Source organism: Pseudomonas sp. NY15372 (genome assembly GCF_048068215.1).
Taxonomy (GTDB): domain Bacteria; phylum Pseudomonadota; class Gammaproteobacteria; order Pseudomonadales; family Pseudomonadaceae; genus Aquipseudomonas; species Aquipseudomonas guariconensis_A.
The window spans coordinates 1-24,823 of sequence record NZ_JBLUPY010000022.1; the positions used below are offsets into that span (position 1 = coordinate 1).

At 66.4% G+C, this 24,823-nt stretch carries 22 protein-coding genes; 19 read left to right on the top strand and 3 right to left on the bottom strand.

The features are described 5' to 3' along the window. Positions 1-603: 603 nt before the first annotated feature. From mnxG to ACNFG0_RS15675, 19 genes are all read left to right on the top strand, one after another. Positions 604-6,444 (top strand): manganese-oxidizing multicopper oxidase MnxG, encoded by a 5,841-nt coding sequence (mnxG, locus tag ACNFG0_RS15585; RefSeq protein ID WP_416765510.1) that lies wholly within the window; start codon positions 604-606, stop codon positions 6,442-6,444. A 17-nt stretch (positions 6,445-6,461) separates the two neighbouring features. Then, positions 6,462-8,438, top strand: a complete 1,977-nt coding sequence (locus ACNFG0_RS15590) for a cytochrome D1 domain-containing protein (protein ID WP_416765511.1) — start codon at positions 6,462-6,464, stop codon at positions 8,436-8,438. Then, on the top strand, positions 8,435-9,103 hold the full coding sequence (locus ACNFG0_RS15595) for an SCO family protein (RefSeq protein WP_196146179.1): 669 nt from the start codon (positions 8,435-8,437) through the stop codon (positions 9,101-9,103). Before ACNFG0_RS15590 ends, ACNFG0_RS15595 begins: the two co-directional genes overlap by 4 nt. Beyond that, complete coding sequence (locus tag ACNFG0_RS15600; RefSeq protein ID WP_416765512.1) at positions 9,100-9,765, top strand: SCO family protein; 666 nt, start codon at positions 9,100-9,102, stop codon at positions 9,763-9,765. Before ACNFG0_RS15595 ends, ACNFG0_RS15600 begins: the two co-directional genes overlap by 4 nt. 5 nt (positions 9,766-9,770) lie before the next feature. After that, a complete protein-coding gene (locus ACNFG0_RS15605; RefSeq protein ID WP_416765514.1) occupies positions 9,771-11,369 on the top strand; it encodes an ABC transporter substrate-binding protein in 1,599 nt (532 codons plus the stop codon). A gap of 12 nt (positions 11,370-11,381) precedes the next feature. Beyond that, positions 11,382-12,026 (top strand): SurA N-terminal domain-containing protein, encoded by a 645-nt coding sequence (locus ACNFG0_RS15610; RefSeq protein ID WP_416765516.1) that lies wholly within the window; start codon positions 11,382-11,384, stop codon positions 12,024-12,026. 231 nt (positions 12,027-12,257) lie between these two features. Continuing rightward, on the top strand, positions 12,258-12,788 hold the full coding sequence (locus tag ACNFG0_RS15615; RefSeq protein WP_196146175.1) for a response regulator: 531 nt from the start codon (positions 12,258-12,260) through the stop codon (positions 12,786-12,788). A gap of 68 nt (positions 12,789-12,856) precedes the next feature. Then, positions 12,857-14,545, top strand: a complete 1,689-nt coding sequence (locus tag ACNFG0_RS15620; protein ID WP_416765518.1) for a GspE/PulE family protein — start codon at positions 12,857-12,859, stop codon at positions 14,543-14,545. Beyond that, on the top strand, positions 14,526-15,308 hold the full coding sequence (locus ACNFG0_RS15625) for a hypothetical protein (RefSeq protein WP_196146173.1): 783 nt from the start codon (positions 14,526-14,528) through the stop codon (positions 15,306-15,308). The genes ACNFG0_RS15620 and ACNFG0_RS15625 overlap by 20 nt, the downstream gene beginning before the upstream one ends. Before the next feature lies 1 nt (position 15,309). Next, entirely contained in the window at positions 15,310-15,852 is a 543-nt protein-coding gene (locus ACNFG0_RS15630) for a PilN domain-containing protein (protein WP_196155991.1), read from the top strand. After that, positions 15,839-16,390 (top strand): type 4a pilus biogenesis protein PilO, encoded by a 552-nt coding sequence (pilO, locus tag ACNFG0_RS15635; RefSeq protein WP_196146171.1) that lies wholly within the window; start codon positions 15,839-15,841, stop codon positions 16,388-16,390. Before ACNFG0_RS15630 ends, pilO begins: the two co-directional genes overlap by 14 nt. Next, positions 16,390-16,899 carry a hypothetical protein gene (locus ACNFG0_RS15640; RefSeq protein ID WP_416765520.1) on the top strand — a complete coding sequence of 170 codons (510 nt, stop codon included), beginning with the start codon at positions 16,390-16,392 and terminating at the stop codon, positions 16,897-16,899. Before pilO ends, ACNFG0_RS15640 begins: the two co-directional genes overlap by 1 nt. After that, complete coding sequence (locus ACNFG0_RS15645) at positions 16,896-18,767, top strand: secretin N-terminal domain-containing protein (RefSeq protein WP_328306126.1); 1,872 nt, start codon at positions 16,896-16,898, stop codon at positions 18,765-18,767. The genes ACNFG0_RS15640 and ACNFG0_RS15645 overlap by 4 nt, the downstream gene beginning before the upstream one ends. Then, the gene (locus ACNFG0_RS15650) at positions 18,764-19,237 is read left to right on the top strand and encodes a type II secretion system protein (RefSeq protein ID WP_196146169.1); all 474 of its coding nucleotides are present in this window, start codon (positions 18,764-18,766) and stop codon (positions 19,235-19,237) included. The genes ACNFG0_RS15645 and ACNFG0_RS15650 overlap by 4 nt, the downstream gene beginning before the upstream one ends. A 5-nt stretch (positions 19,238-19,242) precedes the next feature. Further along, the gene (locus ACNFG0_RS15655; protein ID WP_196146168.1) at positions 19,243-19,617 is read left to right on the top strand and encodes a type II secretion system protein; all 375 of its coding nucleotides are present in this window, start codon (positions 19,243-19,245) and stop codon (positions 19,615-19,617) included. Beyond that, complete coding sequence (locus ACNFG0_RS15660) at positions 19,592-20,119, top strand: type II secretion system protein (protein WP_196146167.1); 528 nt, start codon at positions 19,592-19,594, stop codon at positions 20,117-20,119. The genes ACNFG0_RS15655 and ACNFG0_RS15660 overlap by 26 nt, the downstream gene beginning before the upstream one ends. Next, the gene (csgE, locus tag ACNFG0_RS15665) at positions 20,116-20,520 is read left to right on the top strand and encodes a curli production assembly/transport protein CsgE (protein ID WP_196155988.1); all 405 of its coding nucleotides are present in this window, start codon (positions 20,116-20,118) and stop codon (positions 20,518-20,520) included. Before ACNFG0_RS15660 ends, csgE begins: the two co-directional genes overlap by 4 nt. Next, on the top strand, positions 20,517-20,936 hold the full coding sequence (locus ACNFG0_RS15670; protein ID WP_084858976.1) for a curli assembly protein CsgF: 420 nt from the start codon (positions 20,517-20,519) through the stop codon (positions 20,934-20,936). Before csgE ends, ACNFG0_RS15670 begins: the two co-directional genes overlap by 4 nt. A gap of 28 nt (positions 20,937-20,964) precedes the next feature. Then, complete coding sequence (locus tag ACNFG0_RS15675) at positions 20,965-21,807, top strand: CsgG/HfaB family protein (RefSeq protein ID WP_084858975.1); 843 nt, start codon at positions 20,965-20,967, stop codon at positions 21,805-21,807. Positions 21,808-22,026: 219 nt separating this feature from the next. Here ACNFG0_RS15675 and alkB read toward each other — a convergent pair whose 3' ends face one another. The 3 genes from alkB to ACNFG0_RS15690 form a co-directional block, all read right to left on the bottom strand. Then, positions 22,027-22,671, bottom strand: a complete 645-nt coding sequence (gene alkB / locus ACNFG0_RS15680) for a DNA oxidative demethylase AlkB (RefSeq protein ID WP_196167028.1) — start codon at positions 22,669-22,671, stop codon at positions 22,027-22,029. A 192-nt stretch (positions 22,672-22,863) separates the two neighbouring features. Continuing rightward, positions 22,864-24,312, bottom strand: coding sequence for a curlin (locus ACNFG0_RS15685; RefSeq protein ID WP_196155987.1), 1,449 nt, complete (start codon positions 24,310-24,312; stop codon positions 22,864-22,866). Between the two features lie 16 nt (positions 24,313-24,328). Further along, positions 24,329-24,811, bottom strand: a complete 483-nt coding sequence (locus ACNFG0_RS15690; RefSeq protein WP_416765522.1) for a curlin — start codon at positions 24,809-24,811, stop codon at positions 24,329-24,331. Positions 24,812-24,823 lie beyond the last annotated feature (12 nt).

The following is a 24,823-nucleotide window of genomic DNA, read 5'->3' on the forward strand; positions in this document are numbered from 1 at the left end:
GGCACCCACCTGCGCAAGGCTTCCACTCGGCCTCCTGACGTCGCGTTTGGCGGCGCCTGGGCTATCGCGTATCACAAGCAAAGGCAACAGAAGGGCTGCTTGGTAGGATCAAGTCACTGTGCTGTTGTGATCAGAATCTTGGCTGCCTTTGCCTTAATGATTGGGGCCGCTACGCGCCCCATCGCGGCACAAGGCCGCTCCTACAGGATCACGCAAACCTTGCCTCTGGCGGGTTGCCTGTGGGAGCGGGCTTGTCCCGCGATGGGCTGTATGGCCCCAATGGAATGTCCCAAATATAACCGACCGGCCTTTGCCTTCTTTTGCCCAAGAGCAAAAGTAGGTCGCCGTAAAGGCGAAAAGGTGAGTGAGCGCCGCCCTGGCAAATGGATATTTCGCTATTTTCAATGCAGTCATCGCGCTGCGCTGTCACGCAAAGAACCAACGATTAGCGCCAAGCCTTACCCCGTTTCGGGGAATCCGCTGGGGAATCCTCCCCAATCTGTTTTGAATGCAAACGTAACCTGTTGAAAAACCGCCAGAATATTTGTGGCATGCCGCTTGCTCCGGCCAACGCAGAGAACCTGTGTCCCCCGGAGGTGCAGCATGATGACCCCCCTCAAAGGCTCTGTCCTGTCTTCACTCGTGCTGGCCCTGCTGGGTTGGCAGACGACCAGCGAGGCGGCGGTGCAATGCCAGCGCACGCTGGTGGCCAACGTGGTAGCACTGGACCAGCCGCTGATGTTCAACCGCCTGGGCGCCCAGAACGCCAACGGCATGATCTTCGCCCTGCGCCAGGATGTGGTCGATGACAAGCTGGTGCCCCTGAACCAAGGCGGCGCCGCAGTGCCCGGCAAGGTCACCCTGCGCCCGGACAAGCGCCCGCGGCCGATCGTGCTGCGGGTGGCCGCTGGTGACTGCCTGACGGTGAACCTCACCAACCTGCTGGCCTACCAGGCCAACCCCAACAAGCACGGCATCGACCATATCGAGACCGACGTCGAAGGCGAAGAGCTCGAAGTGGAAGACCCACTGGGCGAGCCTGTTATCGCCGACCAGCAGGTTGCCGACCGCCACGTGGGCTTCCAGGTCAACGGTATGCAGGCAGTCAACGGCATCAGCGACATCGCCGCCAACACTGGGCGCAATGGCAACTTCCTGGTAGCCCCCGGCAATACCCGCAGCTACACCCTCTACGCCGAGCGCGAAGGTGCCTTCGCCGCCACCAGCAAGGGCGCCACCTTTGGGGGCGAGGGTACCGCGGGCAACGTCGCCAACGGCCTGTTCGGCCAAGTGGTGGTGGTGCCCAAAGGCGGACGCACCTACCGCAACACCCTCACCGAAGAGGAGATGCGCCTGGCCACCACCGGCCGTACCGCCACCGGCCAGCCGGTGGTCGACTACGAGGCTCGCTACCCACAGGTCCAGCCGTGGATCGCCGAAGGCAAGGCCGGCAAGCCGATCATCGCCATGGTCGATGGCAACGAGATCGTCAACAGCGAGACCGACGCCATCGTCATGGGCCCCAACCCCGACGGCAGCTTCCCACCTTCGACCTACCCCCTGGAAGCCATCGGCAAGCGCAACCCAGCGCTGCCCAACCGCCTGGACGCCTTCCGCGATTTCGCCTCGCAGTTCGCCGATGAGGTGGCCGTGACCCAGGCCTTCCCCGGCTACTGGGCCGACCCGGTCATGGGCCACGTGCTGGAGCCGGCCCGGGATTCGTTCATGATCAACTATGGGTCCGGCGGCATGGGCGCCGAGGTGGTGGCCAACCGCCTGGGCGTGGGGCCGATGCATGACTGCCTGTCCTGCGCCTACGAAGAGTTCTTCCTGAGCGCCCATACCGTGGGCGACGTCGGCACCCTGGTGGACGTGCCGGCCAACGTTGGCCTGGAGCACATCCGCCCCGGCGAGACACCGCCTGCCAGCGCGGTGGGGGTCAAGGCCAACATGGCTTTGTACCCGTCGGAGCCGTCCAACGTTCACCACAGTTACATCGGTGACTTCACCAAGTTCCGCAACACCCACAACGGCCACGAGCAGCACATCTTCCACCTGCACGGCCACCAGTGGCTGTTCAACCCCAACGATGACAACTCCGACTATATCGACGCCCAGGGTATCGGTGCTGGCGGGGGGTATACCTACGAGATCGCCAACGGCGGCTCGGGCAACCGCAACCGGGTAGCGGGCGATGCCATCTACCACTGCCACTTCTACCCCCACTTCGCCCAGGGCATGTGGGCCATGTGGCGGGTCCACGATGTGTTCGAGGCAGGTACGCGCCTGGAGGTGAGCGGGCAAACCGAGGATGGCTTCCACAGCACCCCGTTCGCACTGCGCAGCGGCAAGCCCGCAGTCGGCGCCAGGGCCTTGCCGGATGGCGAGATCGTGGCCGGCACGCCGATTCCGGCGATCGTGCCACTGCCTGGCAAGGCCATGGCACCGATGCCCGGCAAGGTCACCGTGGTGCCCAGGCTGGCCGAGACCCTGGTCGCCGAACATGACGACGATCAAGCCGAGGAGGGCGATGACGATCATCTGGACGAGGCCGTCGGGCCGCATGCCGTGGGCTCCCTGGCCTTGGTCGACCGCAGCGAGAGCAACCGCAATGCCGACGGCACCCTGAAGAACCCCGGCTACCCGTTCTGGATCGGCGGCATGGAAACCAGCGTCGGCCAGCGTCCACCGACCCCGCCACTGGATATGCTCGACCCGGCCCTGGCCCAGCAACTGAAGAACAGCGGCAAGGCCCTGTGGGCCAACCTCGACCCCAACCAGGTCGACGGCTGGGACGGTGGCCTGGGCCGCCACGTGCTCGATGGTGTATCCGCCGGGGGCGAGGCGGTAACCACCACCACCAAGCTGGACTTCTCCAAGGTGGTGCACAAGGCCAAGCCGATCTACCTGCCTGAAGAGGGGACCGATGTCGAACAGGCGGCGATGCAGTTTCATGCCCAGGCCGAGCACCCAAGCTACGCGTTGATCCCGGGTGGCGATCCGGTGCCGCGCAACTTCCGCACCAATGGCGCGCTGCCGACCGCTGGCGCCCCGTACTACGAGCCGTGCATGGACGACCGTGGCAAGCGCCTGACCCAGTCTTCGGGTGTGGGCGAGTTCTTCAGCGGTGAAAGCCTGGGCGGTATCAACTTCCAGGGTGGCTCGACCTTCACCGCCGACCGCCCACGCATCTACAAAGGTGCCAACATCCAGTTCGACGCGGTGTACAACAAGGTCGGCTACCACTTCCCGCAGGCACGCATCCTGGCCCTGTGGGAGGACGCCTGGCCAGTGATCACCAAGCAGCGCCCACCGGAGCCGCTGGTGATGCGCATGAACACCTTCGACTGCACCATGTACCAGCACACCAACCTGATCCCGTCGTTCTATGAAATGGACGACTACCAGGTCCGTACCCCCACCGACGTGATCGGCCAGCACATCCACTTGCCCAAATGGGACCTGACCGCCGCCGACGGTGCCGCCAACGGCTGGAACTACGAAGACGGCATCCTCTCGCCCGGCAGCGTGGTCGAGCGGATCCAGGCCATCCGCAGCTTCAACGGCTGCACCGAGGGCGACCCGCGCGATGGCACCGCGGCCTGCCCGAAAGCCAAGCAACACCCGTACTTCGGCCGCTTCGGCCGGGCCGACTGGCTCGGTGCACGCACCGCCATGCAACGCTGGTTCGCCGACCCGCTGGTCAACGTGCACAACGTCGACCGTGGCCTGGGTACCATCTTCACCCACGACCACCTCGGCCCATCGACCCACCAGCAACTGGGCCTGTACGCCACCGTACTGGCCGAGCCTGCCGGCTCCACCTGGTACCACGCCGAAACCGGCGAGAAGCTGTACAACCCGGCCACCCGCCAGGATGGCGGCCCGACCTCGTGGCAGGCGGTGATCCAGACCGGCGACCATGACGGCGATGGCAAGAACGACAGCTACCGCGAGTTCTTCCTCGAGTACAGCGACTTCCAGCATGCCTACGAGGCCGGCGTGTACGTAGGTGCAGGCCCCGACGGCAAGCCGGACGCCCAGGCCTACCCGGCCACCGCCGACAGCTTCCGCTACGCCATCAACCCGCCTGTGCGGCAGAAGGCCTCCAACCTGCTGGAAGCCATCGTCGAATCCCGAGGCGGGCTGGCCCCGGGTTGCCCAAGCCGCCCGTGCCCACAGGCGATCTCGGTGGATGACCCAGGCATGTTCGTCGTCAACTACCGCAACGAGCCGTTGGCCCTGCGGGTGTTCGACCCGAACAAGGTCGGCCCGGACGGCAAGCGTGGCATGCAGGCCGACGGCCTTGCCGGCGACCTGGCCTATGCCCTGCAGACCCGCACCGACCGCGCCATCCCGGCGATGAACCAGGCGCCTTCGGCGATCACCTCGGCGGTCGGCCCGACCGGCGGCACCACGCTGTTCCCGCCGCACGTCAATCTGGGCACCGAGCCGGGCGACCCCTTCACCCCGATGCTGCGCACCTATTCGGGCGACAACGTGCGGCTGCGCATGCATGCCGGCGGTCATGAAGAGGAGCACAACGTCACCCTGCATGGCGTGAAGTGGCTGCAGAACGGCTCGGGCTTCGGCAATAGCTCCAACTCGGGGTGGAAATCCTCGCAGATGGTCGGCATCTCCGAACAACTGGGGTTCATGGCGCCGGTCTCGATGATCTCCAGTTCGGCGGCCACCAACGGCGACTACCTGTATTCCCTCGATGCGGCATTGGAGGGCTACTGGAACGGTATCTGGGGCATCATGCGCAACTACACCGCCCAGCGTCCGGACCTGTTCCCGCTGCCGAACAACCCGCAGCCGGTGGCCATGCGCAACACCGTGGCGTTCGACGGCATCTGCCCGAAAACAACCGCCAACCCCACCGGCATCGGCAGCCGGCCGACGGTCAAGCGCAACTATGAAGTGGTCGCGGCGCTGGCCAACGACATCCTGGAGAACCGCAACGGCGTCAGCATCGTCGACCCGGCCGGGGTCGGCCAACATGTCGGCGGCCCGCTCAAGGCCAATGGCGGCACCTTGGTGTTCAACAGCCGCCGCACCAGCATCCCGTTGGTCAGCGGGGTCGACCCCGAGGATGGCGAGACCTTCACCATCGGTGGCCACAGCGCGCCGTTGCACGACCCGACCGCGATCCTCTACGTGCGCAAGGCCGACCTCGACCCGACCACCGGCAAGCTCAAGCCTGGGGTTCCGGTAGAGCCGCTGGTGTTGCGCGCCAACTCAGGTGACTGCATCAGCATTACCTTGGAGAACCGCCTGCCACTGGTCATGCCGGACCTGGCCAGCACCGCGGTGATGCATGGCGTGGTCAAGCGCGACCGCAACGACAGCGAAGGTTCCACAGCCTTCAACAACAACCAGATGCGCCCATCCAGCCATGTGGGCCTGCATGCCCAACTGCTGGCCTACGACATCACCAAGTCCGATGGCACCAACGTGGGCCTGAACCCGGTGCAGACCGTACCGCCACGAGCCGGCAACAGCGGTGCCTACCCGACCAAGGTGTATCAGTACTATGCCGGGCACCTGGAGCGTGAAGGCAAGCCGGTGCTGCAATTGGGGCGCACGGTGGACAACATCAACACCACCGCCATCGAGTTCGGCGGCTTGAACCTGACCCCGGCGGACCTGATCAAGCAGCCGCAGAAGGGCCTGGTGGGGGCCATGAGCATCCTGCCCCAGGGCGCGACCTGGACCGAGGACGGCGCCAGCCGCGCCCAGGCTACGGTCAAGGCCAACGGGCAGCCGGAATACCGCGACTTCGTCACGGTGTGGCAACGCGCACTGAACATGCGCTGGGCCGATGGCCGGCCGGTGGAGGGCATCAATACCGAGGGCAACGGCGCGGCCGCCGACCCGCAGGACAACGGCAACATGGCGGTCAACTACAAGACCGAACCGTTGTGGCTGCGCTTCGGCATGGCGCCCGACTCGCCGTTCGGCCGCGCCGCTGGCCTGGGCTTCGGTGACGTGCCCAACGCCCACATGGCCTACAGCAATGAACTGGTCGGCGGCGACCCGCAGACCCCGGTGCTCTGGGCCAAACCCGGCCAACCGCTGCGCAGCCATGTGCTCATGCCTGGCGGTGGCAGCCGCGGCATGATCTACCAGCTAGACGGGCACCTGTGGCCGCTGCATGCCTACCAAGCCGAGAAGAGCGATGCCAGTGGCTACCCCATGGGGCTGCCAGGGGTCGGTTCGGTGCGCTTTGGCTACAACCCGATGGCGATCTACGTGGGTTCCCAGGAAAGCGTACTGCCGGCGGCGCACTTCAGCTTCATGCTGCCCAGCGCCGGTGGGGCCAACGCCGTGCCGGGGGACTACCTGTTCCGCGACTACGGCGCCTACGGCAACCTCTCGGGGCTGTGGGGCCTCCTGCGGGTCACCAACGAAGCGCCACCGGCCACCGCCCCGGCGCAATGAGAGAAGGGGGAGCGCGCATGAACAAGAAAAATCGTCCCGCGTACCTGGGGGTGATGCTGGGGGTGGCGCTGATCGGGCTGGGGCTTGCCTACGACAAGCTCTGGTGCGACCCCCGCGAGCTGCTGCAGGAGCCTGCCGACCCGCAGGGCCTGCACCGGCTCAGCCGCGATGGCGTGACCGTGGAGTTCGAGGCGCGGCCCCTGGATGGCGGCGTGCTGCGCGAAGGCAGCTTCGCCAACATCCGTTTCAAGGTCAGCGATCAGGCCAGTGGCCAGCCGCTCTCGGGCATGGCCCCGGGGGCCTGGCTGGACCCGGCGCAGTCGGCCCCGACCGGCGACCGCGACAGCAGCTGCAAGGCGCGGGTGGCGTTGTTCCTCAAGAGCAGCATCGGCGCGCGCCCCTTGCTCGACCTCAACAGCTACTTCCTGCTGGTATTGAACAAAGACCCCAGCCTGACGGTGATCGACCCCACGGTCTCGGTGGGCGGGGTGACCAGCACCCTGGCGCGCATCGACCTACCGGGCCGGCCCATGGACTGGGTGGCCACCAGCGACGACAAGCAGGTGTTCGTCTCCATGCCTGATCAGGGCCAGGTAGCGGTGATCGATACCGAGACCTTCACCCGTGTGGCCAACCTGGAGGCGGGCGAGCAGCCGCTGCGCGTGGCCCTGCAACCGGACCAACGCCGGTTGTGGGTAGGCAACAACAGCAGCGACCCGGCCAAGGGTGGGGTCACCGTGATCGACGTGCCCAGCCGTGGCATGCTCAAGTCGTTCATCACCGGCTCCGGGCACCACGAGATCGCCTTCAGCAACGACTCGCGCTACGCCTTCGTCAGCAACCGCGACGCAGGCACCCTGAGCATCATCGATGCCGCCGACATGCGCCTGGCCAAGACCCTGCAGGTCGGCCCACATCCGTTGTCGGTGGCCTACTCGTCGCTGTCCCAGGCGGTGTACGTGGCCGATGGCAAGGAGGGCTCGGTCCGTGTGATCGACGCCCGCAGCCACCAGCTGCGCCACACGGTCAAGGCCGAGCCCGGCCTTGGGCCCATGCAGTTCAGCGACGACGGCCGCTACGGCATCGTGCTGAACACTCTGGAGAACCAGGCCCTGGTGATCGATGCCAGCAACGACCAACTGATCCACCGTATCCCGGTGGCGGCCGAGCCGTACCAACTGACCTTCACCAAGGGCTATGCCTACGTGCGTGGCCTGGCCTCACCGAAAGTCAGCATGATCAACCTGTCGAGCCTCGGGGCCGGGCGCGAGCCGATCGTCCAGGGTTTCGAGGCTGGCCCCGCGGCGCCCCGCCAGGCCGGCGACCTGCCGTTGGCCCAAGGGCTGTCGGTGGCCCGGGACGACAACTTGGTGTTCGTGGTCAACCCCGTGGACAACACCACCTACTTCTATGCCGAAGGCATGAACGCGCCGATGTCCGGCTACAACAACCGTGGCCACCAGGCCCGTGCGGCCATCGTCATCGACCGCAGCCTGCGCGAGCTGGCCCCTGGGGTGTATGGCTCGACGGTTAAGCTGCCGGCGGCGGGCAGTTTCGACGTGGCCTTTTTGCTCAACCAGCCGCAGATCATCCACTGCTTCAGCACCCGCGTGGCGGCATCGCCGGATGCGCCCAAGCGCAAGGGCGTACACGCCCAGTTCCTCGGCAACGGCCAGCCGGCCCTGCAGCACAGCGAATTCGTCGCCCGGGTCCGCATCCTCGGCGACGACGGCGAGCCGCGCCTGGGCCTGCGTGACCTGAGCCTGCGCTACTTCCTGGCGCCATCCTCGATGCCTCGCAGCCTGCCGCTCGAAGAAGTGGGCGATGGCGTGTACCAGGGTTCGCTGCAACTGGCCGAGGCCGGGGCCTGGTACCTGCATGTGCAGTCGCCGACCCTCGGTCGCAAGTTCGCCGAAGAGAACTACACCAGCCTGCGTGTCCTGCCGGCCGCAGCTTCTACCGCTTCCCAAGGGAAACCCAGGAGTGTGCGATGAACGCCAAGCTTGCTTGCAACCTGATCGCCCTGAGCCTGCTGTTGGCCAGCCAACTGGCCCAGGCCCACGCCGGGCATGACCACAGCGGCCATGCCCAGCAACCGCCAGCGGCCCGCCAGGAGAAGGCCAGCGTGCGCTTTGCCGATGTCTCGCTGCTCGACCAGGACGGCATGCCGGTGCGCCTGGAAAAAGACCTGGTTGGGGATCATCTGGTGGTCATGGGGTTCATCTACACCAGCTGTACCACGGTCTGCCCAGTGGTGTCGTCGATCATGTCCAAGGTTCAGCAGCAGCTGGGCGGGCGGGTCGGTGAGGAGATCCAGCTGGTGTCGATCAGCGTCGACCCGCAGCGCGACGACTCCAAGCGCCTGCTCGGCTACGCCAAGGCGTTCCAGCATGGCCCAGGCTGGAGCTGGCTGACTGGCTCGCCCTACGCCATCACCGAGACCCTCAAGGGCCTGGGCAGCTTCAGCGCCGACTTGAGCCAACACCCGCCGCTGATTCTCGTCGGTGACGGGCGCAGCGGCCACTGGACGCGTTATTACGGCTTCACCGACCCGACCGTGCTGGTCGCCGAGATCAACCGCCTCAGCGCCCGCCGCGTACACGCCAAGAGCACCGCCATCGCCGGCGGGCCGGATCGCCAGCAGGAGGTACAGCCATGACCACCACCAGCACCCGCCGCCTCGGCATGCGCGGCCTCGATTGGCTGACCCTGGTCGGCTGCCTGTGGATCCTCGCCTCGGTGGCCATGGCCCACGAAGACCATGCCTCGGCCGGGCCGGCCCCGCAACCGGCGCCGCAGCCGATGGTCAGTGGCGGCGGTACTCGGGACGCACAGGCCTGGTTCACCGACACCGTGCTCAAGGACCAGGACGGCCGCGAACTGCGCTTCTACAGTGATGTGCTCAAGGACAAGGTGGTGATGCTCAACGTCATCTTCACCCACTGCAACGACGCCTGCCCGCTGATCACCCGCAAGCTGCGCGAAGTGCGCGAGGCCATGGGGCCGGAGCTGGCGAGCCAGGTGACCTTCGTCTCGGTCAGCAGCGACCCGCTCAACGACACCCCGGCCGCGCTCAAGGCCTTTGCCCGCAAACAGGGCGTGGACGGCCCGAACTGGCTGTTCCTGACCGGCGGCAAGGCCAATGTCGACCTGGTGCTAGGGCGCCTGGGGCAGTTCCTGCCCAGCCCCGAGCAGCATTCCACCCAACTGATCGCCGGTGACGTGGCCGGCAAGCGCTGGAGCAAGATCCGCCCCGACGCGCCGCCTGCGGCCATCGCCCAGCGCATGCAGTTGCTGGCCCAACCCCTGGCAGGCCGGTGAGCGCCATGTGCTCGCCCACGCAACTGATGCACGCCTTGTGGCAGCGGGCTTGCTCCGCGATCGGCCGTTCGCGGCGCAAGGCCGCGCCTACAGGGGGGTGGTTGGTCCTGGTGGGGTTGTTGTCCACTACGGCCATGGCCCTGGACCTGACCGAGCAGGAGCAGGCTGGCAAGCGCCTGTACCGCGAAGGCCTGTCGAGCAGCGATGCCCAGTTGTTGGCCCGGGTAGGCGCCAGCGACATGAGCGTGCCGGCCAGTGTGCTGCCTTGCGCCAGTTGCCATGGCAACGACGGCCGTGGCCGCGCCGAGGGTGGGGTGCGCCCGCCAAGCCTGGACTGGCAGCGCCTGGCCATGGGGCAGGGCGAGCGCCAGGCCAATGGCAGGCGCTACCCGGCCTATGCCGAGGCCAGCCTGGCCCGGGCCATCCAGCAGGGCGTGGACCCTGCGGGCAACCGACTGGACCCGTCCATGCCACGTTTCGAGCTGACCCTGGCCGACCAGCGCAACCTCACGGCGTACCTCAAGCGCCTGGGCGAGGAGCGCGACCCCGGTGTCGAGCCGGACGTACTGCGCCTGGGTACCCTGTTGCCGGCCAGCGGGCCGCTGGCCGAGGCGGGCAGGGTGGTGCGTGCGGTGCTGGAGGATGGCCTGGCGCAACTCAACCAGCAGGGCGGTATTCATGGGCGGCGTCTGGAACTGGTGGTGCGCGACCCTGGCGTCGACCCGCAGGGCGCCAGGCAGGCCCTGGATGGCTTGCTGGACGAGGCGCAGGTTTTCGCCCTGATCAGTCCGCTGGCCCCCATGCTCGACGATGAGTTGGCCGCGACACTCGAACAACGCGACGTGCCGCTGGTCGGCAGTACACCCCACAGCGGCGCCAGCCCACAGATCTTCGACCCCTTGCCCGGCCTGCCCGAGCAGTTGCTGAGCCTGGCTGGGCATGCCCGGGCCGGCCTGGGCCTGCCGCCCGAGGCGTTGCAAGTGGTCTATGCCGGCCCGGGGCAGGCCGCACAGGCTGAAGCCGTGCGCCAGCGCTTGCAGGCCGCAGGCTGGGCATCGGGCCCGGTGCAGGCATTCGATGGCCAGGCGGTGCAGGGCCAGGGTATCGTCTTCCTAGGCCGCGCCCAGGCCTTTGCCGAGCTGGCGGCGGCACTGCAGGCGGCTGGTCGCGCACCCTATCTGTTCGCAGCCTCCAGCCAGGTGGCCGGCGCCTTGCCGAGCCTGCCGGCGCAGTGGTCCGAGCGCGTGTTCCTGGCTTATCCCTTCGTCCCGGCGGACTGGACTTCACAAGGGCTCGCCACCCTGGCCGGGCTGCGTGAGCGACAAGGCCTGGATGGTCGCCAGGCATCGTTGCAGGTCAGCACCCGGTGCGCCCTGGTGTTGATGACCGAGGCCCTCAGGCAGGTGGGCCGCGACGCCAGCCGCGAACAGCTGGTGCAGGCCCTGGAAGGGCTGCATGACGTCGAGACCGGCCTGACCCCGGCCCTGGGTTTCGGCCCAGGTCGGCGCCAGGGCCTGGCCGGGGCCCATGTGGTGCAAGTGACGTTGCCCGGGCCGCAGTTCCATACCGCGGCGGCGTATCGCTCGATGCCGGATACACCCTGAACGGAGGTTGTCATGCGAATCCTGTTGCTGTGCCTGCTCCTGGGGCTGGCCCCGGTCAGCCAGGCGGACCTCGCCGCGGCGCGGGTCAATGGCGTGGAAATCAGCGTCACGCGCCTGGAACGCTACTTTGCCGAGTACCTCAAGGACCAGGGGCGGGCGGTGACCAGCATCCGCAGCCCGAGCCTGTACAAGCGCCTGCGCGAACAGGCCCTGGACGAGCTGATCGACAAGGAACTGTTGTGGCAGGAAGCCCAGCGTCGTGGCATCGTGGTCAGTGACGAAACCGTGGCGGCGCGGGTCGGCGAGGTCGAACAGGCCTTCGGCAACCCCACGGTGTTCGAACGCCGCCTGGCCGATGCCGGTTTCGATAGGGCCGGGTACGCCGACTACACTCGTCACGAGATGGCCGCGCAACAGGTGTATGCCCAGCTCACGGCTATCGACGAACCCACCGAGGCACAGGTCGAGGCCTTCTATCAGGCCAACAAGGAAAGCATGCAAGGGATGCAGAACCAAAATCATGAAATCCCGGTCGAACGTGAGCAGGGCCTGGCCTGGGCCAGGGTCGCGCTCGTCGGCCAGATGCAAGCCCAGGCACGCCAATCGGTGCGCCACCGCCTGCGTGAAGGGGCGAAGGTTGAACGAGCGGTTGACTAGCCTCACTGGCGCGCGGGTTTTCCCCACTCCTGGGGAATTACGCAGGGGGCCAAATGCCATCAGTTTCCCCGTATTTGGGGAGACTCTGCAGGCACCCGTTGGCGGGCTTAGTGGAATCAATGACTTACAGTGGTGCGACATGACTATTCACGCCTGGCACGAAGGATGCTCAAGCCTGTACAAGGCTGAACTCCAGAGACCGGGCAACCGGGCAGTTCTTGGGAGTCGACCTTGGTGAACACAGTATTGGTAGTCGATGACGAGCAGACCCTTGCGCAAAACCTGCAGGCCTACCTGCAGACGCAAGGCCTGGAAGTCCATGTCGCCCACGACGGTGCCAGTGGCATCGCCCAGGCTCAAAGCCTGGCACCGGACGTGATCGTGCTGGATTACCGCTTGCCCGACATGGAGGGGTTCCAGGTCCTGGAGACCGTGCGCAAGAACAGGCAGTGCCATTTCGTGCTGATCACCGCCCACCCGACCGCCGAGGTCCGTGAGCGGGCCGCCACACTTGGCGTGACCCATGTCCTGTTCAAGCCGTTCCCGTTGTTGGAACTGGCCCGCGCGGTATCCGACCTGACCGGCACGGAGCGCCAGCCGCGGGCAGCGGAGCAACAGGCCGAGGGTTTCGTCGAACGACGCCAGAACAGGAACCAGACGTTCCCCCTGCAGATGTACGATGGCAGCTGGGTACTGGCCGACCGCCGACGTGACGGCGCCAAGCCTCCCGCACCTGAAGACGACCTGCTCACCGGGGAATAGCGGCGCCCGCAGCCACCCCGGCATCCCCGAGCCAGCCTGCGACGCGCCCCTGAGCGGAGTCGCAGGCCATGTCAGAAGCCTCTGTTGCAGCCCACCCGATCCCTGCCACGGGCTATTCCCGCGAACTGCTTGCCCAAGCCCGCCTCCAGGCCGGTGACGAACGCCTGCTGGACTGCCTGGCCCGTCTGGCCTGTGACGAGCCGGCCACGTTCGTCCGCCGCCTGGGCGCCACCTTGCACTATCCGGTGCTCGACAGCCAGGCGCTGCTGACCAGCACCCCGCTGTTCGAGCGGGCCAGCCTGGCCCTGTGCCTGAAACGCGAATTCGTCCTGGTGCAGCACCAGGGCCAGATCATCGGCGTGTTCGCCGACCCCTTCGACCACGCCCGCCTGGCCTGGATCGATGAATGCCTGCAAGGCGCGCCGCTGTACCTGGCCCAGGCCGCCGACATCGCCACCTTCCTGGCCCGCCAGGAGGAAAGCTTCCATGCCGTCGATGCCCTGGAGCACGACGCCGAGCCTGGCAGTGAGGCCGACCCGCTGCAGCGCCTGTCCCTGGCCAGCATCAGCGAAGACCAGAGCAAGGTGGTCAAGCTGGTCAACGCCACCCTCTACGATGCCCTCAAGCAGCATGCCAGCGATATTCACCTGGGCATGACCGGCCAGGGCCTGACCATCAAGTACCGCATCGACGGTGTGCTCACCGGTGCCGGCAAGGCCAGCGGCAGCGCGTTCGCCGAGCAGGTGATCTCACGCATCAAGGTCATGGCCGAACTGGACATCGGCGAGAAACGCGTGCCGCAGGACGGCCGCTTCAAGGTCGCCGTGGGCGAGCGCCAGATCGACTTCCGCGTCTCGATCATGCCGAGCATCTTCGGCGAGGACGCGGTGCTGCGGGTGCTCGACAAGCAGGACCTGTCCGACCGGGTCAGCGGCGTGCAGCTGCAGGCCCTGGGCTTTGCCGAGCACACCCTGCTGGCGCTGCGCCGGCTGGCCGCCGAGCCCTACGGCATGATTCTGGTCACCGGCCCCACCGGCAGCGGCAAGACCACCACCCTTTACGCCATGATCAGCGAGATCAACCACGGCGTGGACAAGATCATCACCATCGAGGACCCGGTCGAGTACCAGCTGCCCGGCGTGCTGCAGATTCCGGTCAACGAGAAGAAGGGCCTGACCTTCGCCCGCGGCCTGCGCTCGATCCTGCGCCACGACCCGGACAAGATCCTGGTGGGCGAGATCCGCGATCCTGACACCGCGCAGATCGCCGTGCAGTCGGCGCTCACCGGGCACCTGGTGTTCACCACCATCCACGCCAACAACGTCTTCGATGTGATCGGCCGCTTCAGCCAGATGCAGGTCGACCCCTACAGCTTCGTCTCGGCGCTCAACGCCGTGCTGGCTCAGCGCTTGATCCGCCTGGCCTGCCCGCACTGCGCAGTCAGTGCCGAGCCGGACGACGAAACCCTGACAGCCTCCGGGCTGACCCGCGAAGGCGTCGCCGGCTGGACCTTCGTCCGCGCCCAAGGCTGCGGCCAGTGCCGCGGCAGCGGCTATCGCGGGCGCAGCGCCATTGCCGAACTGCTGCACCTGGATGACGACCTGCGGCAGATGATCGTCGAACGCCGCCCCCTGTCGCAGATCAAGGCGCTGGCCTGCCAGCGCGGCCTGCGGCTGCTGCGCGCATCTGCCCTGGACCTGGTCCGCGAGGGCCGTACCACGCTTGAGGAGATCAACCGTGTCACATTTATCGCCTGATAACTATTGCGCCGTCCTCGGCGCCGAAGGTGTCGGCCTGGGTCGCTGGCACGCCAACCAACACCAGTGGCTGGGCAGCCGCGCATTCACCGGCGAAGCCGGGCAACCGGCCTGGGCACCGGCCGTCGCCGCCCTGGCCGAACTGCTGGCCGAGCACGCGCCCCGCGGCGCCCGGCTGCAGGTGCTGCTGTCTGCCCGCTATAGCCGCTTCTGCCTGGTGCCCTGGAGCGATGCCATCGGCCACCCGCGCGAGCTCGATGCCTATGCTCGGGCCTGCTTCGAGAACCTCTACGGCCAGCCGCTGGACGACTGGCGCATCGTTCTCTCGCCTGAAGCGGCCGGCGCCGCGCGCATCGCCACGGCGCTGCCCGAGGCACTGCTGCAGGCGCTCAAGACGCTAGGCCGGGAAAACCGCCTGGTCCTGCGCTCGGTGCAGCCTTATCTGATGGCTGCCTACAACAGCTGCTCGGCGCAACTGGAGGAGGGCGACTTTCTCTTCGTCCTGGCCGAGCCGCGGCGCAGCGTGCTGCTGCTGGCCGCTGGCGGGGCCTGGCAACAGGTGCTGAGCCAGGGCTGCGCCGACAACGACCAGGCCTTGCAGGCATTGATCGAGCGCACCTGCGAGCTGTATGGCGAACACCTGCCACGGGTGTACCTGCATGCGCCTGGCCGGGGTGACGCGCCGCAGCTGGCGGCGGTACAGCTGTGCCAGCCGGCCGCCGAGAACGACCCGTTGTGCGCCATGTGGCGGGCGGTGGCCTGACATGCGCCGCCTCGACCTGGAATTCCAGCCCCCCCGCAGCAGCCTGATGGCCTGGGCGTCATTGGCCCTGGGTTGCACCGTACTGGCCGCGCTGCTGCTGGTTCAGCAGCAGCTCGAAGGTGAACGGCTGGACCTGGAAGGACGGGTTCACCGGCTTGAACAGCAACTGGGCCGTCGCCCGCAGGACAGCGCGCCGCAGGGCAGCGCCGCCAGCCGCGAACAGGCCGAGCAGTTGGCGCAGATGCGCAGCGTTTCGCAACAGCTGCAACGCCCTTGGCAGCAACTGTTCGCCATGCTCGAGGCCCAGCCCCAGGAAGACGTGGCGCTGTTGACGCTGACCCCCGATGCACGCAAGGGCCAGGTGCGCATCGCCGCCGAGGCCCGCAACCTGGAAGCCATGCTGCAGTACCACCAGCGCCTGGAGCGCAGCGAGGCGCTACGCGATGTTTCGCTGCTCAACCACGAGGTGGTGTCTGGCCAGCCCGAGCACCCAGTGCGCTTCAATCTGACCGCCACCTGGGAGACCGGCCATGCGCGTCCCTAGCCTGATCCTTCATGAACACCTGGCCCGCTTGGGCCGTGTCGGCGGCGCCGCGCTGCTGACGGCGGGCCTGGCCGTGCTGGTCGGTTTCGCCTGGGTTTTGCCGCAGTGGCAGGGCGTACGTGAACTGCGCGCCAGCGAGGCTGACGCCAGCGTACAGGTGCAGCGGGTCAGGCGCGGCGAGCTGAAGGTGGCCGCCAAGCCCGAGCAGCAGGCCCTCGACAGCCTGCGTCAGCAACTGCCCGGCCAGCCCCAGGCCAGCGAACTGATCGAGCGCCTGTACCACCTGGCCAGTGCCGAGCGTATCAGCCTGGCCCGTGGTGAGTACGCCCTGGGGGTCGACCCCAAGACCCAACTGGCGCGCTACCAGATCGTGCTGCCGGTGCGGGGCAGCTATCCGCAGATCCGCGGTTTCCTCCAGGCGCTGCTCGGCCAGCTGCCGACCCTGGTTCTCGAGGACCTGGAGCTACAGCGCAAGCGCATCGGTGACCGCGAGCTCAATGGTCGCCTGCGCATGACCCTTTACCTGTCGAGGTCGTGATGAACATTCAGCGCACGGTGATGTGGGCGGGTTTCCTCGGGCTTTCAGGCGCCTTGGCGTGGGCCCCTGGGCACTGGTTCGGGCAGCAGGATGAGGTGGCACCACTCGCCGGCAAGCCGGCCCCCACCCAAGTACAAGGTGCAGCCACCCAAGAGGGCGCCGGCTTGCCGGCGACGAAGCCAGCCCAGCCCTCGAGGGACCTGTTCCCACCCCAGCAATGGACCCCAGCCAAGACCCTCGCCACCGTCACCGAGCAACCCGCCGCCGCTACCCCCGTGGCACCGGCTGAACCCACCGCCCCGGCGCTGCCGTTCCAGTTCATCGGCCGCCTGGGCGACCGCGACGACCACCAGGTATTCCTGCAGAGCGGGGAGAAGCTCTACGTCGTACGCCAGGGCGATGTGATCGATCAAACCTACCGCCTCGACCGGGTCTCGGCCACCGAGCTGAACCTGGTCTACCTGCCATTGCACCAGTCACAGACCTTGTCTGTCGGGAGCGCACCATGAAGCCGTCGAAGTTGTGCAAGCCTGCTCCGTTCATGCTTCTGGCCCTTTGCGCGGCCCTGGCCGGCTGCGGCTCGAACGCCACGCGCCAGGACAGCGCCGAGCTGATGAAAGAAGGGCAGTACGAGGCGGGTATCGCCATGCTGGAGCAGGCCTTGCGCGAGGACCCGCGTGATACCGAGCTGAACATTGCCCTGGCCCACGGGCGCCAGCAGGCAGTGGAAGCCTTGCTGACCCAGGCCGACAGCGACCGTATCCGCCACGATTTCGCCAGTGCGCGCATGGGCTATGGCCGGATATTGACCATCGAACCGAACAACCGCCGAGCCCAGGAAGGCATCCGCCAGTTGGAGCTGGTACGCAACCTCGACGAGCGCGTGGCCATGGGCCAGGCCGCGCTGCGCCAGGGTGACCTGTTCGGCGCCGAGCGCTACATGCGCGACGTGCTGCGCCTGGACCCGCAGAACCAGAAGGGCATCGCCTTGCGCAGCGACATCGAGAACGTCCAGGCACGTACCGCCCAGCCTTACCCGCAGCTGCGCAGCAAGCTGGAACGGCCGGTGACCCTGGAGTTTCGGGATGCCAACCTCAAGACCATCTTCGAGGTCCTGGCCCAGGTCGCCGGCATCAACTTCATCTTCGACAAGGACCTGCGCCCAGAGATGAAAGCCACCATCTTCGTACGCGACGTACGCATCGAGGACGCCGTGGCCCTGTTGCTGGAGCAGAACCAGCTGCACCAGAAGATCGTCAACGACAACACCCTGCTGATCTACCCCGACTCGCCGCAGAAGACCAAGGACTACCAGGAACTGGTCATGCGCACCTTCTACCTGACCAGCATCGACGCCAACACTGCCTTGAACATGGTCAAGACCATGCTCAAGACCCGCGACGTGTTCGTCGACGAGCGCTTGAACACCCTGACCATGCGCGACACCCCCGATGCCGTGCGCATGGCCGAGAAGCTGCTGCAGTCCCAGGACCAGTCCAACCCGGAAGTGGTGCTGGAGGTGGAGGTAATGGAGGTGGCCCGTTCGCGCATCCTCGACCTCGGCCTGCAATGGCCCAATACCTTCGGCGTGCTCAATGACGAAGGCAACCCGGTCAGCGTGCTCGACCAGCTGCGCGGCATCGATTCGGGCCGCATCAGTATCGCCCCGGCGCCCCAGGCCAAGATCAACGCCGCTGACAAGGACATCAATACGCTGGCGAGCCCGGTGATCCGCGTGAGCAACCGCGAGCAGGCGCGCATCCACATCGGCCAGCGGGTGCCGATCATCAGCGCCACCTCGGTGCCATCGACCCAGGGCCCGGTAATCACCGAGAGCGTCACCTACCTGGACGTGGGCCTGAAGCTCGAAGTGCAGCCCACTGTGCACCTGAATAACGAAGTAGCGATCAAGGTGGCCCTGGAAGTGAGCAACGCCACGCCCCTGGAGCCGACCCGCCAAGGCACCATCCCGGTACAGGTCGATACCCGCAACGCCCAGACCAGCCTGCGCCTGCACGACGGCGAAACCCAGGTGCTGGCGGGCCTGGTGCGCAACGACCTGACCTCCAGCGGCAACAAGATCCCTGGCCTCGGCGACATCCCTGGCTTGGGCAGGCTGTTCGGCAGTAACCGCGACGACAAGAGCAAGTCCGAGCTGGTGCTGGCGATCACCCCGCGCATCGTGCGCAACCTGCCGTACCAGAGCCCGTCGGACATGGAGTTCGCCACCGGCACCGAGTCGAGCCTGCAGGTGCGCCAACAGATGATGGCACCGCTGGCACAGCCTGAAACCTCGCAACCGGACGCATCGCAACCGCAGGGCACCGTGGCCACTGTGCCGGCCGCCGTCACTCGCCAAGTGGACCCGCTGCCATGAAACGCCAACAGCAGGGCTTCAGCCTGATCGAGGTGGTGCTGACCCTGGCGCTGCTCGGGCTGCTTGCCACCATGGCCGCGCCCTTGACCGAGACCGTGGTGCGTCGGGGCAAGGAGCAGCAACTGCGCGAGGCGCTGTACCAGATCCGCGATGCCATCGATGCCTACAAGCGTGCCTTCGACGCCGGCTACATCGAAAAGCGCCTGGACAGCAGCGGCTACCCGCCGAGCCTGCAGGTGCTGGTCGAAGGCGTGCGCGATGTGCGCAGTGCCAAGGGCGCCAAGTTCTACTTCCTGCGCCGCATCCCCCATGACCCGCTGGTGGCGGCCAAGCATGAGGACGAAGGCGGCTGGGGCCTGCGCGCCTACGACAGCAGTGCCGACAACCCACGTGAAGGCCGCGATGTCTTCGACGTGTATTCCAAGGCCAGCGGCAATGGCCTGAACGGCATCCCCTACGGGCAATGGTGACGACCATGAAACGCATCCGCGGTTTCACCCTGATCGAGCTGCTGGTAGTCATGGCGATCATCGCCACCCTGATGACCATCGCCATGCCGCGCTACTTCAACAGCTTGGAGGCCTCCCGCGAGGCGACCCTGCGCCAGAGCCTCGCGGTGCTGCGCGAGGCCCTGGACCACTACTACGGCGACACCGGCCGCTACCCCGAGTCGCTGGAGCAGCTGGTCGAACAGCGCTACCTGCGCAACACCCCGGTCGACCCGCTCACCGAGCGCAGCGACGCCTGGAAGCTGGTGCCGCCGCCGGAAGGGGTCAGCGGCGGCGTGGCCGATATCAAGAGCGGAGCAACAGGGAGGGCGCGTGATGGCAGCCTCTATGCCGAATGGTAAGGCCTGCGCGGGCTTCACCTACCTGGGCGTGCTGTTCCTGATCGCGGTCAGCAGCATGGCCCTGGCCGCCACCGGGACCCTGTGGGCTACCAACGCCCAGCGCGAGCACGAGCGCCAGCTGCTATGGGTTGGCGGGCAGTATGCCCAGGCCCTGCGCAGCTACTACCGCGCCTCGCCAGGCCTGGCCCAATACCCCCAGGCCCTTGAGGACCTGCTCGAGGACAACCGCTTCCCATCGCCACAGCGGCACATCCGCAGGCTCTACCCGGACCCGATCACCAACGGTCAGGAATGGGGCCTGCTGCGCTCGGTGGATGGCCGCATCACCGGCGTCTACAGCAACTCCGATGCCGCGCCGCTCAAGCGCAGCGGCTTCGATGCCCAGTGGTCCGGCTTCGAAGGGCTGGAGCACTACAGCGACTGGCAGTTCGTCGCCGAGCAGCCTTTCGCAGAGGCCGGCGGTGGCGCCCGCACCCACGCCGGCCCGGGAGACACGCCATGAACACGCGCGCCACTCTGTGCTGCCTGTGCCTGCTGCTGGCCGCCTGGGTACCCACGCAGGCCCAGGCCGGCGCCGAGGACGAAATGATGGGGTTCATCGTCGACAACACCATTTCGCACATCGGCCATGACTTCTACAACGACTTCACCGACCGCCTGCGCGCCACGAGCCGCCTGGACTTCAACCTGGTGGTGCGCGAACGCCCCGATGCCCGTTGGGGCAGCCTGGTGACGGTGGAGTACGAACGCGAAGTGCTGTACCGGCGCTTCCTGCCGCCCAACACCACGCAACTCAAAGACGAGGCCGTCGCGGCGGCGGACCTGGTCAAGCAGCAAATCATCCAGCGCAAGCTGCAACGCCTGCTGCAGGACACCACTGATCTGGAGAGGGACGAGCTATGAACACGCGCATGCCCCGTTGTATTGCCGCCTGCCTGCTGGCCGGCGCCTTCGTCGGCCCCATCCAGGCCACGGAGCTGGTGTACACCCCGGTCAACCCGGCGTTCGGCGGCAACCCGCTCAATGGGACCTGGTTGCTCAACAACGCCCAGGCGCAGAACGACCATGAGGACCCGGACCTCAAGGACCGCGCGTCGGCCTTTGCCGGCACCTCCGCCCTGGAGCGCTTCAGCAACCAGCTCGAATCGCGGTTGCTCTCGCAGTTGCTGGACAATATCAGCAACGGCACCACCGGCAGCATGTCCACGGACTCGTTCCTGATCGACGTGATCGACGATTCCGGGGCCCTGAGCATCAAGGTCACCGACCGTGCGACAGGGGAAGTCTCGATCATCGAGGTCAGTGGCCTTAACCCCTGAGAGGGAAGGCCGATAGGGGAGAACGACCATGAAACGCCTGCTGAGCACACTGCTGATCCTCGCCACCTTGCAAGGCTGCGGCCTGCGCGAGCCCATGCCCGCTGAACAGGACGGGGCGATACCGACCCTGACACCGCGCGCCTCCACCTACTACGACCTGATCAACATGCCACGGCCCAAGGGCCGGCTAATGGCGGTGGTGTACGGCTTCCGCGACCAGACAGGCCAGTACAAACCGACCCCGGCCAGCTCGTTCTCCACCAGCGTCACCCAGGGGGCGGCCAGCATGCTGATGGATGCGCTCAATGCCAGTGGCTGGTTCGTGGTACTCGAGCGCGAGGGGCTGCAGAACCTGCTGACCGAACGCAAGATCATCCGCGCCTCGCAGAAGAAACCGGACGTACCGCTGAACATCCAGGGTGAACTGCCGCCCCTGCAGGCGGCCAACCTGATGCTCGAAGGCGGCATCATCGCCTACGACACCAACGTGCGCAGCGGCGGTGAGGGTGCCCGCTACTTGGGCATCGATATCTCCCGTGAGTACCGGGTCGACCAGGTCACCGTCAACCTGCGGGCGGTGGACGTGCGCAGCGGCCAGGTCCTGGCCAACGTGATGACCAGCAAGACCATCTACTCGGTCGGGCGCAGTGCCGGGGTGTTCAAGTTCATCGAGTTCAAGAAACTGCTGGAGGCCGAGGTCGGCTACACCACCAACGAGCCGGCCCAGCTGTGCGTGCTTTCGGCCATCGAGGCGGCGGTGGGTCACCTGCTGGCCCAAGGCATCGAGCGCCGGCTGTGGCAGGTGGCGGGCGATGGCAGCGGCGACAAGGCGGTGCTGGACAAATACCTGAGCCAGTATCAGCAGCAGTGAGGGGGACCCCGTTAATCGCATGACTGTCCGATTCTACTGGGAGCAATTGTCTTGGGTGGCTTGCCCCGGCGCTATCGCTGGCAAGCCGGCTCCCACAGGGTGTGGTTGGCGCTGCACCAGTGGGAGCCGGCTTGCCCACAACCATAGAATCTCCCACAGGCATGGCCGTTTTCTCTGAAAACAGCGCAGGACAGGTGGGTGGGCTTGTCCCGCGACGTCTTACCTGGCCTTGCGCAAGGTCAGGTTGATCCGCCGCTCTCCCATCCTCGGGTGCACGCCAGGCTTGATCGGCATCACCCCGTGATACCGCAGGCGATCCTCGCCACCCCATACCAGCACATCGCCATGGCTCAAGGGTATCCGTTGGGTCCGGTCCGAGCGTTGCAGCCCGCCAAACAGAAACACCGCCGGCAAGCCCAGTGACAGCGACACGATCGGCTGGCCGAAGTCGCGCTCGTCACGGTCCTGGTGCAGCGTCAGGCGGGTGCCGGGCAAGTAATGGTTGATCAGGCAGGCATCGGGCACGAACCCCTCGAAACCGGCTGCATCGGCGGCGCGTGTTGCGAGCTCTAGCAGTGCCTGGGGCATCGCCGGCCACGGCTTGCCGGTCATGGGGTCGGTGGGGCTGTAGCGATAGCCTTGCTCGTCGCTGACCCAGCCCTGGGCACCGCAGTTGGTCAGGGCCACGGCCATGTGCAGACCACCAGGGGTGCGCATGTGCCGGAAGGGCGCGGCGCGCAGCACCGGGCGCAGGGCATCGAGCAGCGCCTCGACCTCGGCCAGGGCGAAACCGGGCAACAGCACGGTATGGCTGGCCAGGCGTTGCGGCTGGGGGCCGAACAGGTCGAGGTCGGACTGGATCATGGTGGCTGTGTCGGTTGGGTGTGCGGCCATTGTAACGTCGTTGCGCGAACAGGTTTGCCTCAATTGCTTCGGTGTCTGTGCGATCGAGCGCCGCCCGTGCGGCGCTCGATCGCACAGACACCACAGAAATCGCAGGAAAAAAGAACCGCGGCGCCAGGGAGAGGGAACACCGCGGTCCAAAGGGGGAGGGGGTTATTGCTGGGTGACGGTGGCCAGGTTGGCGGTGCCGTACTGGGTGATGGTGGCGCTCTGGTTCATGCTGCTCTGGTCCACGAAGGCCTGGTTGTTGGTGCCTCCCTGTGTCACGTAGGCGACATTGGCGCTGTCGACCTGCTTGATGGTGGCTTCGTTGCCGCTGCCGTACAGTTGGTAGGTGTAGCTCTGGTTGTATTGGCCGGACTGGTCGAGGGTGACCTTGTTGTCGCTGCCGGCGCTCAGGCCTGCGGCATAGTTGTTGTTGTCGCGCTGATCGGCGATCAGCAGGTTATCGGTACCGTTCTGTTCGAAATACAGTTCGTTGTTGCTGTCGGCCTGGTTGGTCAACATGGTGTTGTCGGTGCCTTTCTGGCCAAGCTTGGCGAATTGCTCCATGCCGTTCTGGGTGATGTTGACGGTGTTGCCGTAGCCGTTCTGGGTGATCTGCGCCTGCTGGCCCATGCCGAACTGGCCGCCTTCGCGGTCGCCTTTCCAGTTGCTGGCCTGGACCTTGTTGCCGTTGCCGGTGGTGCTGATGACCAGGCTGTGGTTATCGCCGTTCTGGTAGGTGAAGTGCAGGTTGTCGTTGCCGTTCTGGGTGATGCTGGTGACCGACTGGTTGGTCTCGAACTGATCTGACCAGCTGGCGTTGCGTTGGCCGCTCTGGGACAGGCTCGCGCTGTTGCCCTGGCCGAAGCTCTGGTCAATGTAGCCTTCGTTGTTCTGGCCTTGCTGGTAGACACTGGCGCTGCTGGCGATCTGGGTGTCCTGCCAGACTTCTGCGTTGTGAGCGGTGCCGACCTGATGGATCTCCAGCACGCCGCCCAGGCCGTCGCGCTGGTCGCCATAGGCCCAGCTGGCGTTGCTGTTGATCTGCTGGATCTTGATTTCACCGTTCTCGTGGAACATGTGTTCGGCGGCGGCACTGTTACCGGTGCCTTCCTGCTTGATCAGGCTCTTGTTGCCACTGCCGCTGAACAACTGCTCGACCACCGCATCGTTGCCGCTGCCTTTCTGGTCGGTGGTGGCCTTGGCCCCCATCTGCGAGTCCTGGAACACCTGCGAGCGGTTGCCGACCCCGTCTTGGATCTGCGTCGACTGGTTCTCCGCGCCCAGGGACTGGCTGGCGAAGTTGTCGTTGCCGCTGCCGCCGGACTGTTGGGTGAGCTTGCTGCCGTTCTCGAAGATCTGATCGCCGTAGCCGGCGTTGTAGGAGCCGGTGGCGGTCTGCTCGATCTGGCTGGTGCTGGTGTCCTGCACCGCCATGTGGTTGTGGCCCAGGCCGGTCTGGTCCTGAATGATCGTGGCGCTCGGTGCCAGGTTCTGCAGTACTTCGGCGATGTTCTCGGTACCCTGCTGGGACTGTTCCGAGATGCTGTCAGCGGCCATGGCCTGGCCGGCGACCGCCAGTACAATGGCGGCGCTTAAGGGAGCGAGCTTGAACATGGTGGTGCCTCCAGGTCTATCGGTATTGGGTGATCTGAACGTATTGGCCGTTGCCGGCCTGGGTCACGGCGCTGGTCAGCCCCGTGCCGCGTTGTTCGATGCTGGCGTTGTTGTAGTTGCCGATCTGTTCGATCGACGCGCTGTTGTTGCTGCCGCTCTGGCGGATCGCGGCGTTGTTGCCCTGGCCCTGCTGGACGATCGCGGCCATCAGGTCGCTGCCTTCCTGCAGGATGTACGCCTCCTGCGCGTCTCCGGCCTGGATGATCCGGCCCAGCAGGGCCTGGCCGTTCTGGTCGAGGGCGGCGCGGTTGCCCGACCCCTGCTGCTCGATCACCGCCACCTGGCCGGCGCCGGCCGGTAGCAGGCGTACCGTCACCGGTTCGCCGAGGTCATTGCCGACCGCCAGGTCCGCGTTGTCCATCAGGTCGTCGGCCCAGCTTGGCTGGAGGGCCTGGCCCGCCAGGGCCAGGCAGAGCAGCAAGGGGTTCAGGCGTTTCATGGCGTCCTCCTT

Bases quoted from the DNA above. Each gene is read 5' to 3' on its own strand.
- ACNFG0_RS15630 (WP_196155991.1), top strand. From the start codon at position 15,310: ATGCGCCGCCTCGACCTGGAATTCCAGCCCCCCCGCAGCAGCCTGATG.
- ACNFG0_RS15650 (WP_196146169.1), top strand. From the start codon at position 18,764: ATGAAACGCCAACAGCAGGGCTTCAGCCTGATCGAGGTGGTGCTGACC.
- ACNFG0_RS15670 (WP_084858976.1), top strand. From the start codon at position 20,517: ATGAACACGCGCATGCCCCGTTGTATTGCCGCCTGCCTGCTGGCCGGC.
- ACNFG0_RS15595 (WP_196146179.1), top strand. From the start codon at position 8,435: ATGAACGCCAAGCTTGCTTGCAACCTGATCGCCCTGAGCCTGCTGTTG.
- ACNFG0_RS15685 (WP_196155987.1), bottom strand. From the start codon at position 24,312: ATGTTCAAGCTCGCTCCCTTAAGCGCCGCCATTGTACTGGCGGTCGCC.
- pilO (WP_196146171.1), top strand. From the start codon at position 15,839: ATGCGCGTCCCTAGCCTGATCCTTCATGAACACCTGGCCCGCTTGGGC.
- ACNFG0_RS15600 (WP_416765512.1), top strand. From the start codon at position 9,100: ATGACCACCACCAGCACCCGCCGCCTCGGCATGCGCGGCCTCGATTGG.
- ACNFG0_RS15640 (WP_416765520.1), top strand. From the start codon at position 16,390: ATGAACATTCAGCGCACGGTGATGTGGGCGGGTTTCCTCGGGCTTTCA.
- ACNFG0_RS15645 (WP_328306126.1), top strand. From the start codon at position 16,896: ATGAAGCCGTCGAAGTTGTGCAAGCCTGCTCCGTTCATGCTTCTGGCC.
- ACNFG0_RS15655 (WP_196146168.1), top strand. From the start codon at position 19,243: ATGAAACGCATCCGCGGTTTCACCCTGATCGAGCTGCTGGTAGTCATG.
- ACNFG0_RS15605 (WP_416765514.1), top strand. From the start codon at position 9,771: ATGTGCTCGCCCACGCAACTGATGCACGCCTTGTGGCAGCGGGCTTGC.
- csgE (WP_196155988.1), top strand. From the start codon at position 20,116: ATGAACACGCGCGCCACTCTGTGCTGCCTGTGCCTGCTGCTGGCCGCC.
- alkB (WP_196167028.1), bottom strand. From the start codon at position 22,671: ATGATCCAGTCCGACCTCGACCTGTTCGGCCCCCAGCCGCAACGCCTG.
- ACNFG0_RS15690 (WP_416765522.1), bottom strand. From the start codon at position 24,811: ATGAAACGCCTGAACCCCTTGCTGCTCTGCCTGGCCCTGGCGGGCCAG.
- ACNFG0_RS15610 (WP_416765516.1), top strand. From the start codon at position 11,382: ATGCGAATCCTGTTGCTGTGCCTGCTCCTGGGGCTGGCCCCGGTCAGC.
- ACNFG0_RS15590 (WP_416765511.1), top strand. From the start codon at position 6,462: ATGAACAAGAAAAATCGTCCCGCGTACCTGGGGGTGATGCTGGGGGTG.
- ACNFG0_RS15675 (WP_084858975.1), top strand. From the start codon at position 20,965: ATGAAACGCCTGCTGAGCACACTGCTGATCCTCGCCACCTTGCAAGGC.
- mnxG (WP_416765510.1), top strand. From the start codon at position 604: ATGATGACCCCCCTCAAAGGCTCTGTCCTGTCTTCACTCGTGCTGGCC.
- ACNFG0_RS15660 (WP_196146167.1), top strand. From the start codon at position 19,592: ATGGCAGCCTCTATGCCGAATGGTAAGGCCTGCGCGGGCTTCACCTAC.
- ACNFG0_RS15620 (WP_416765518.1), top strand. From the start codon at position 12,857: ATGTCAGAAGCCTCTGTTGCAGCCCACCCGATCCCTGCCACGGGCTAT.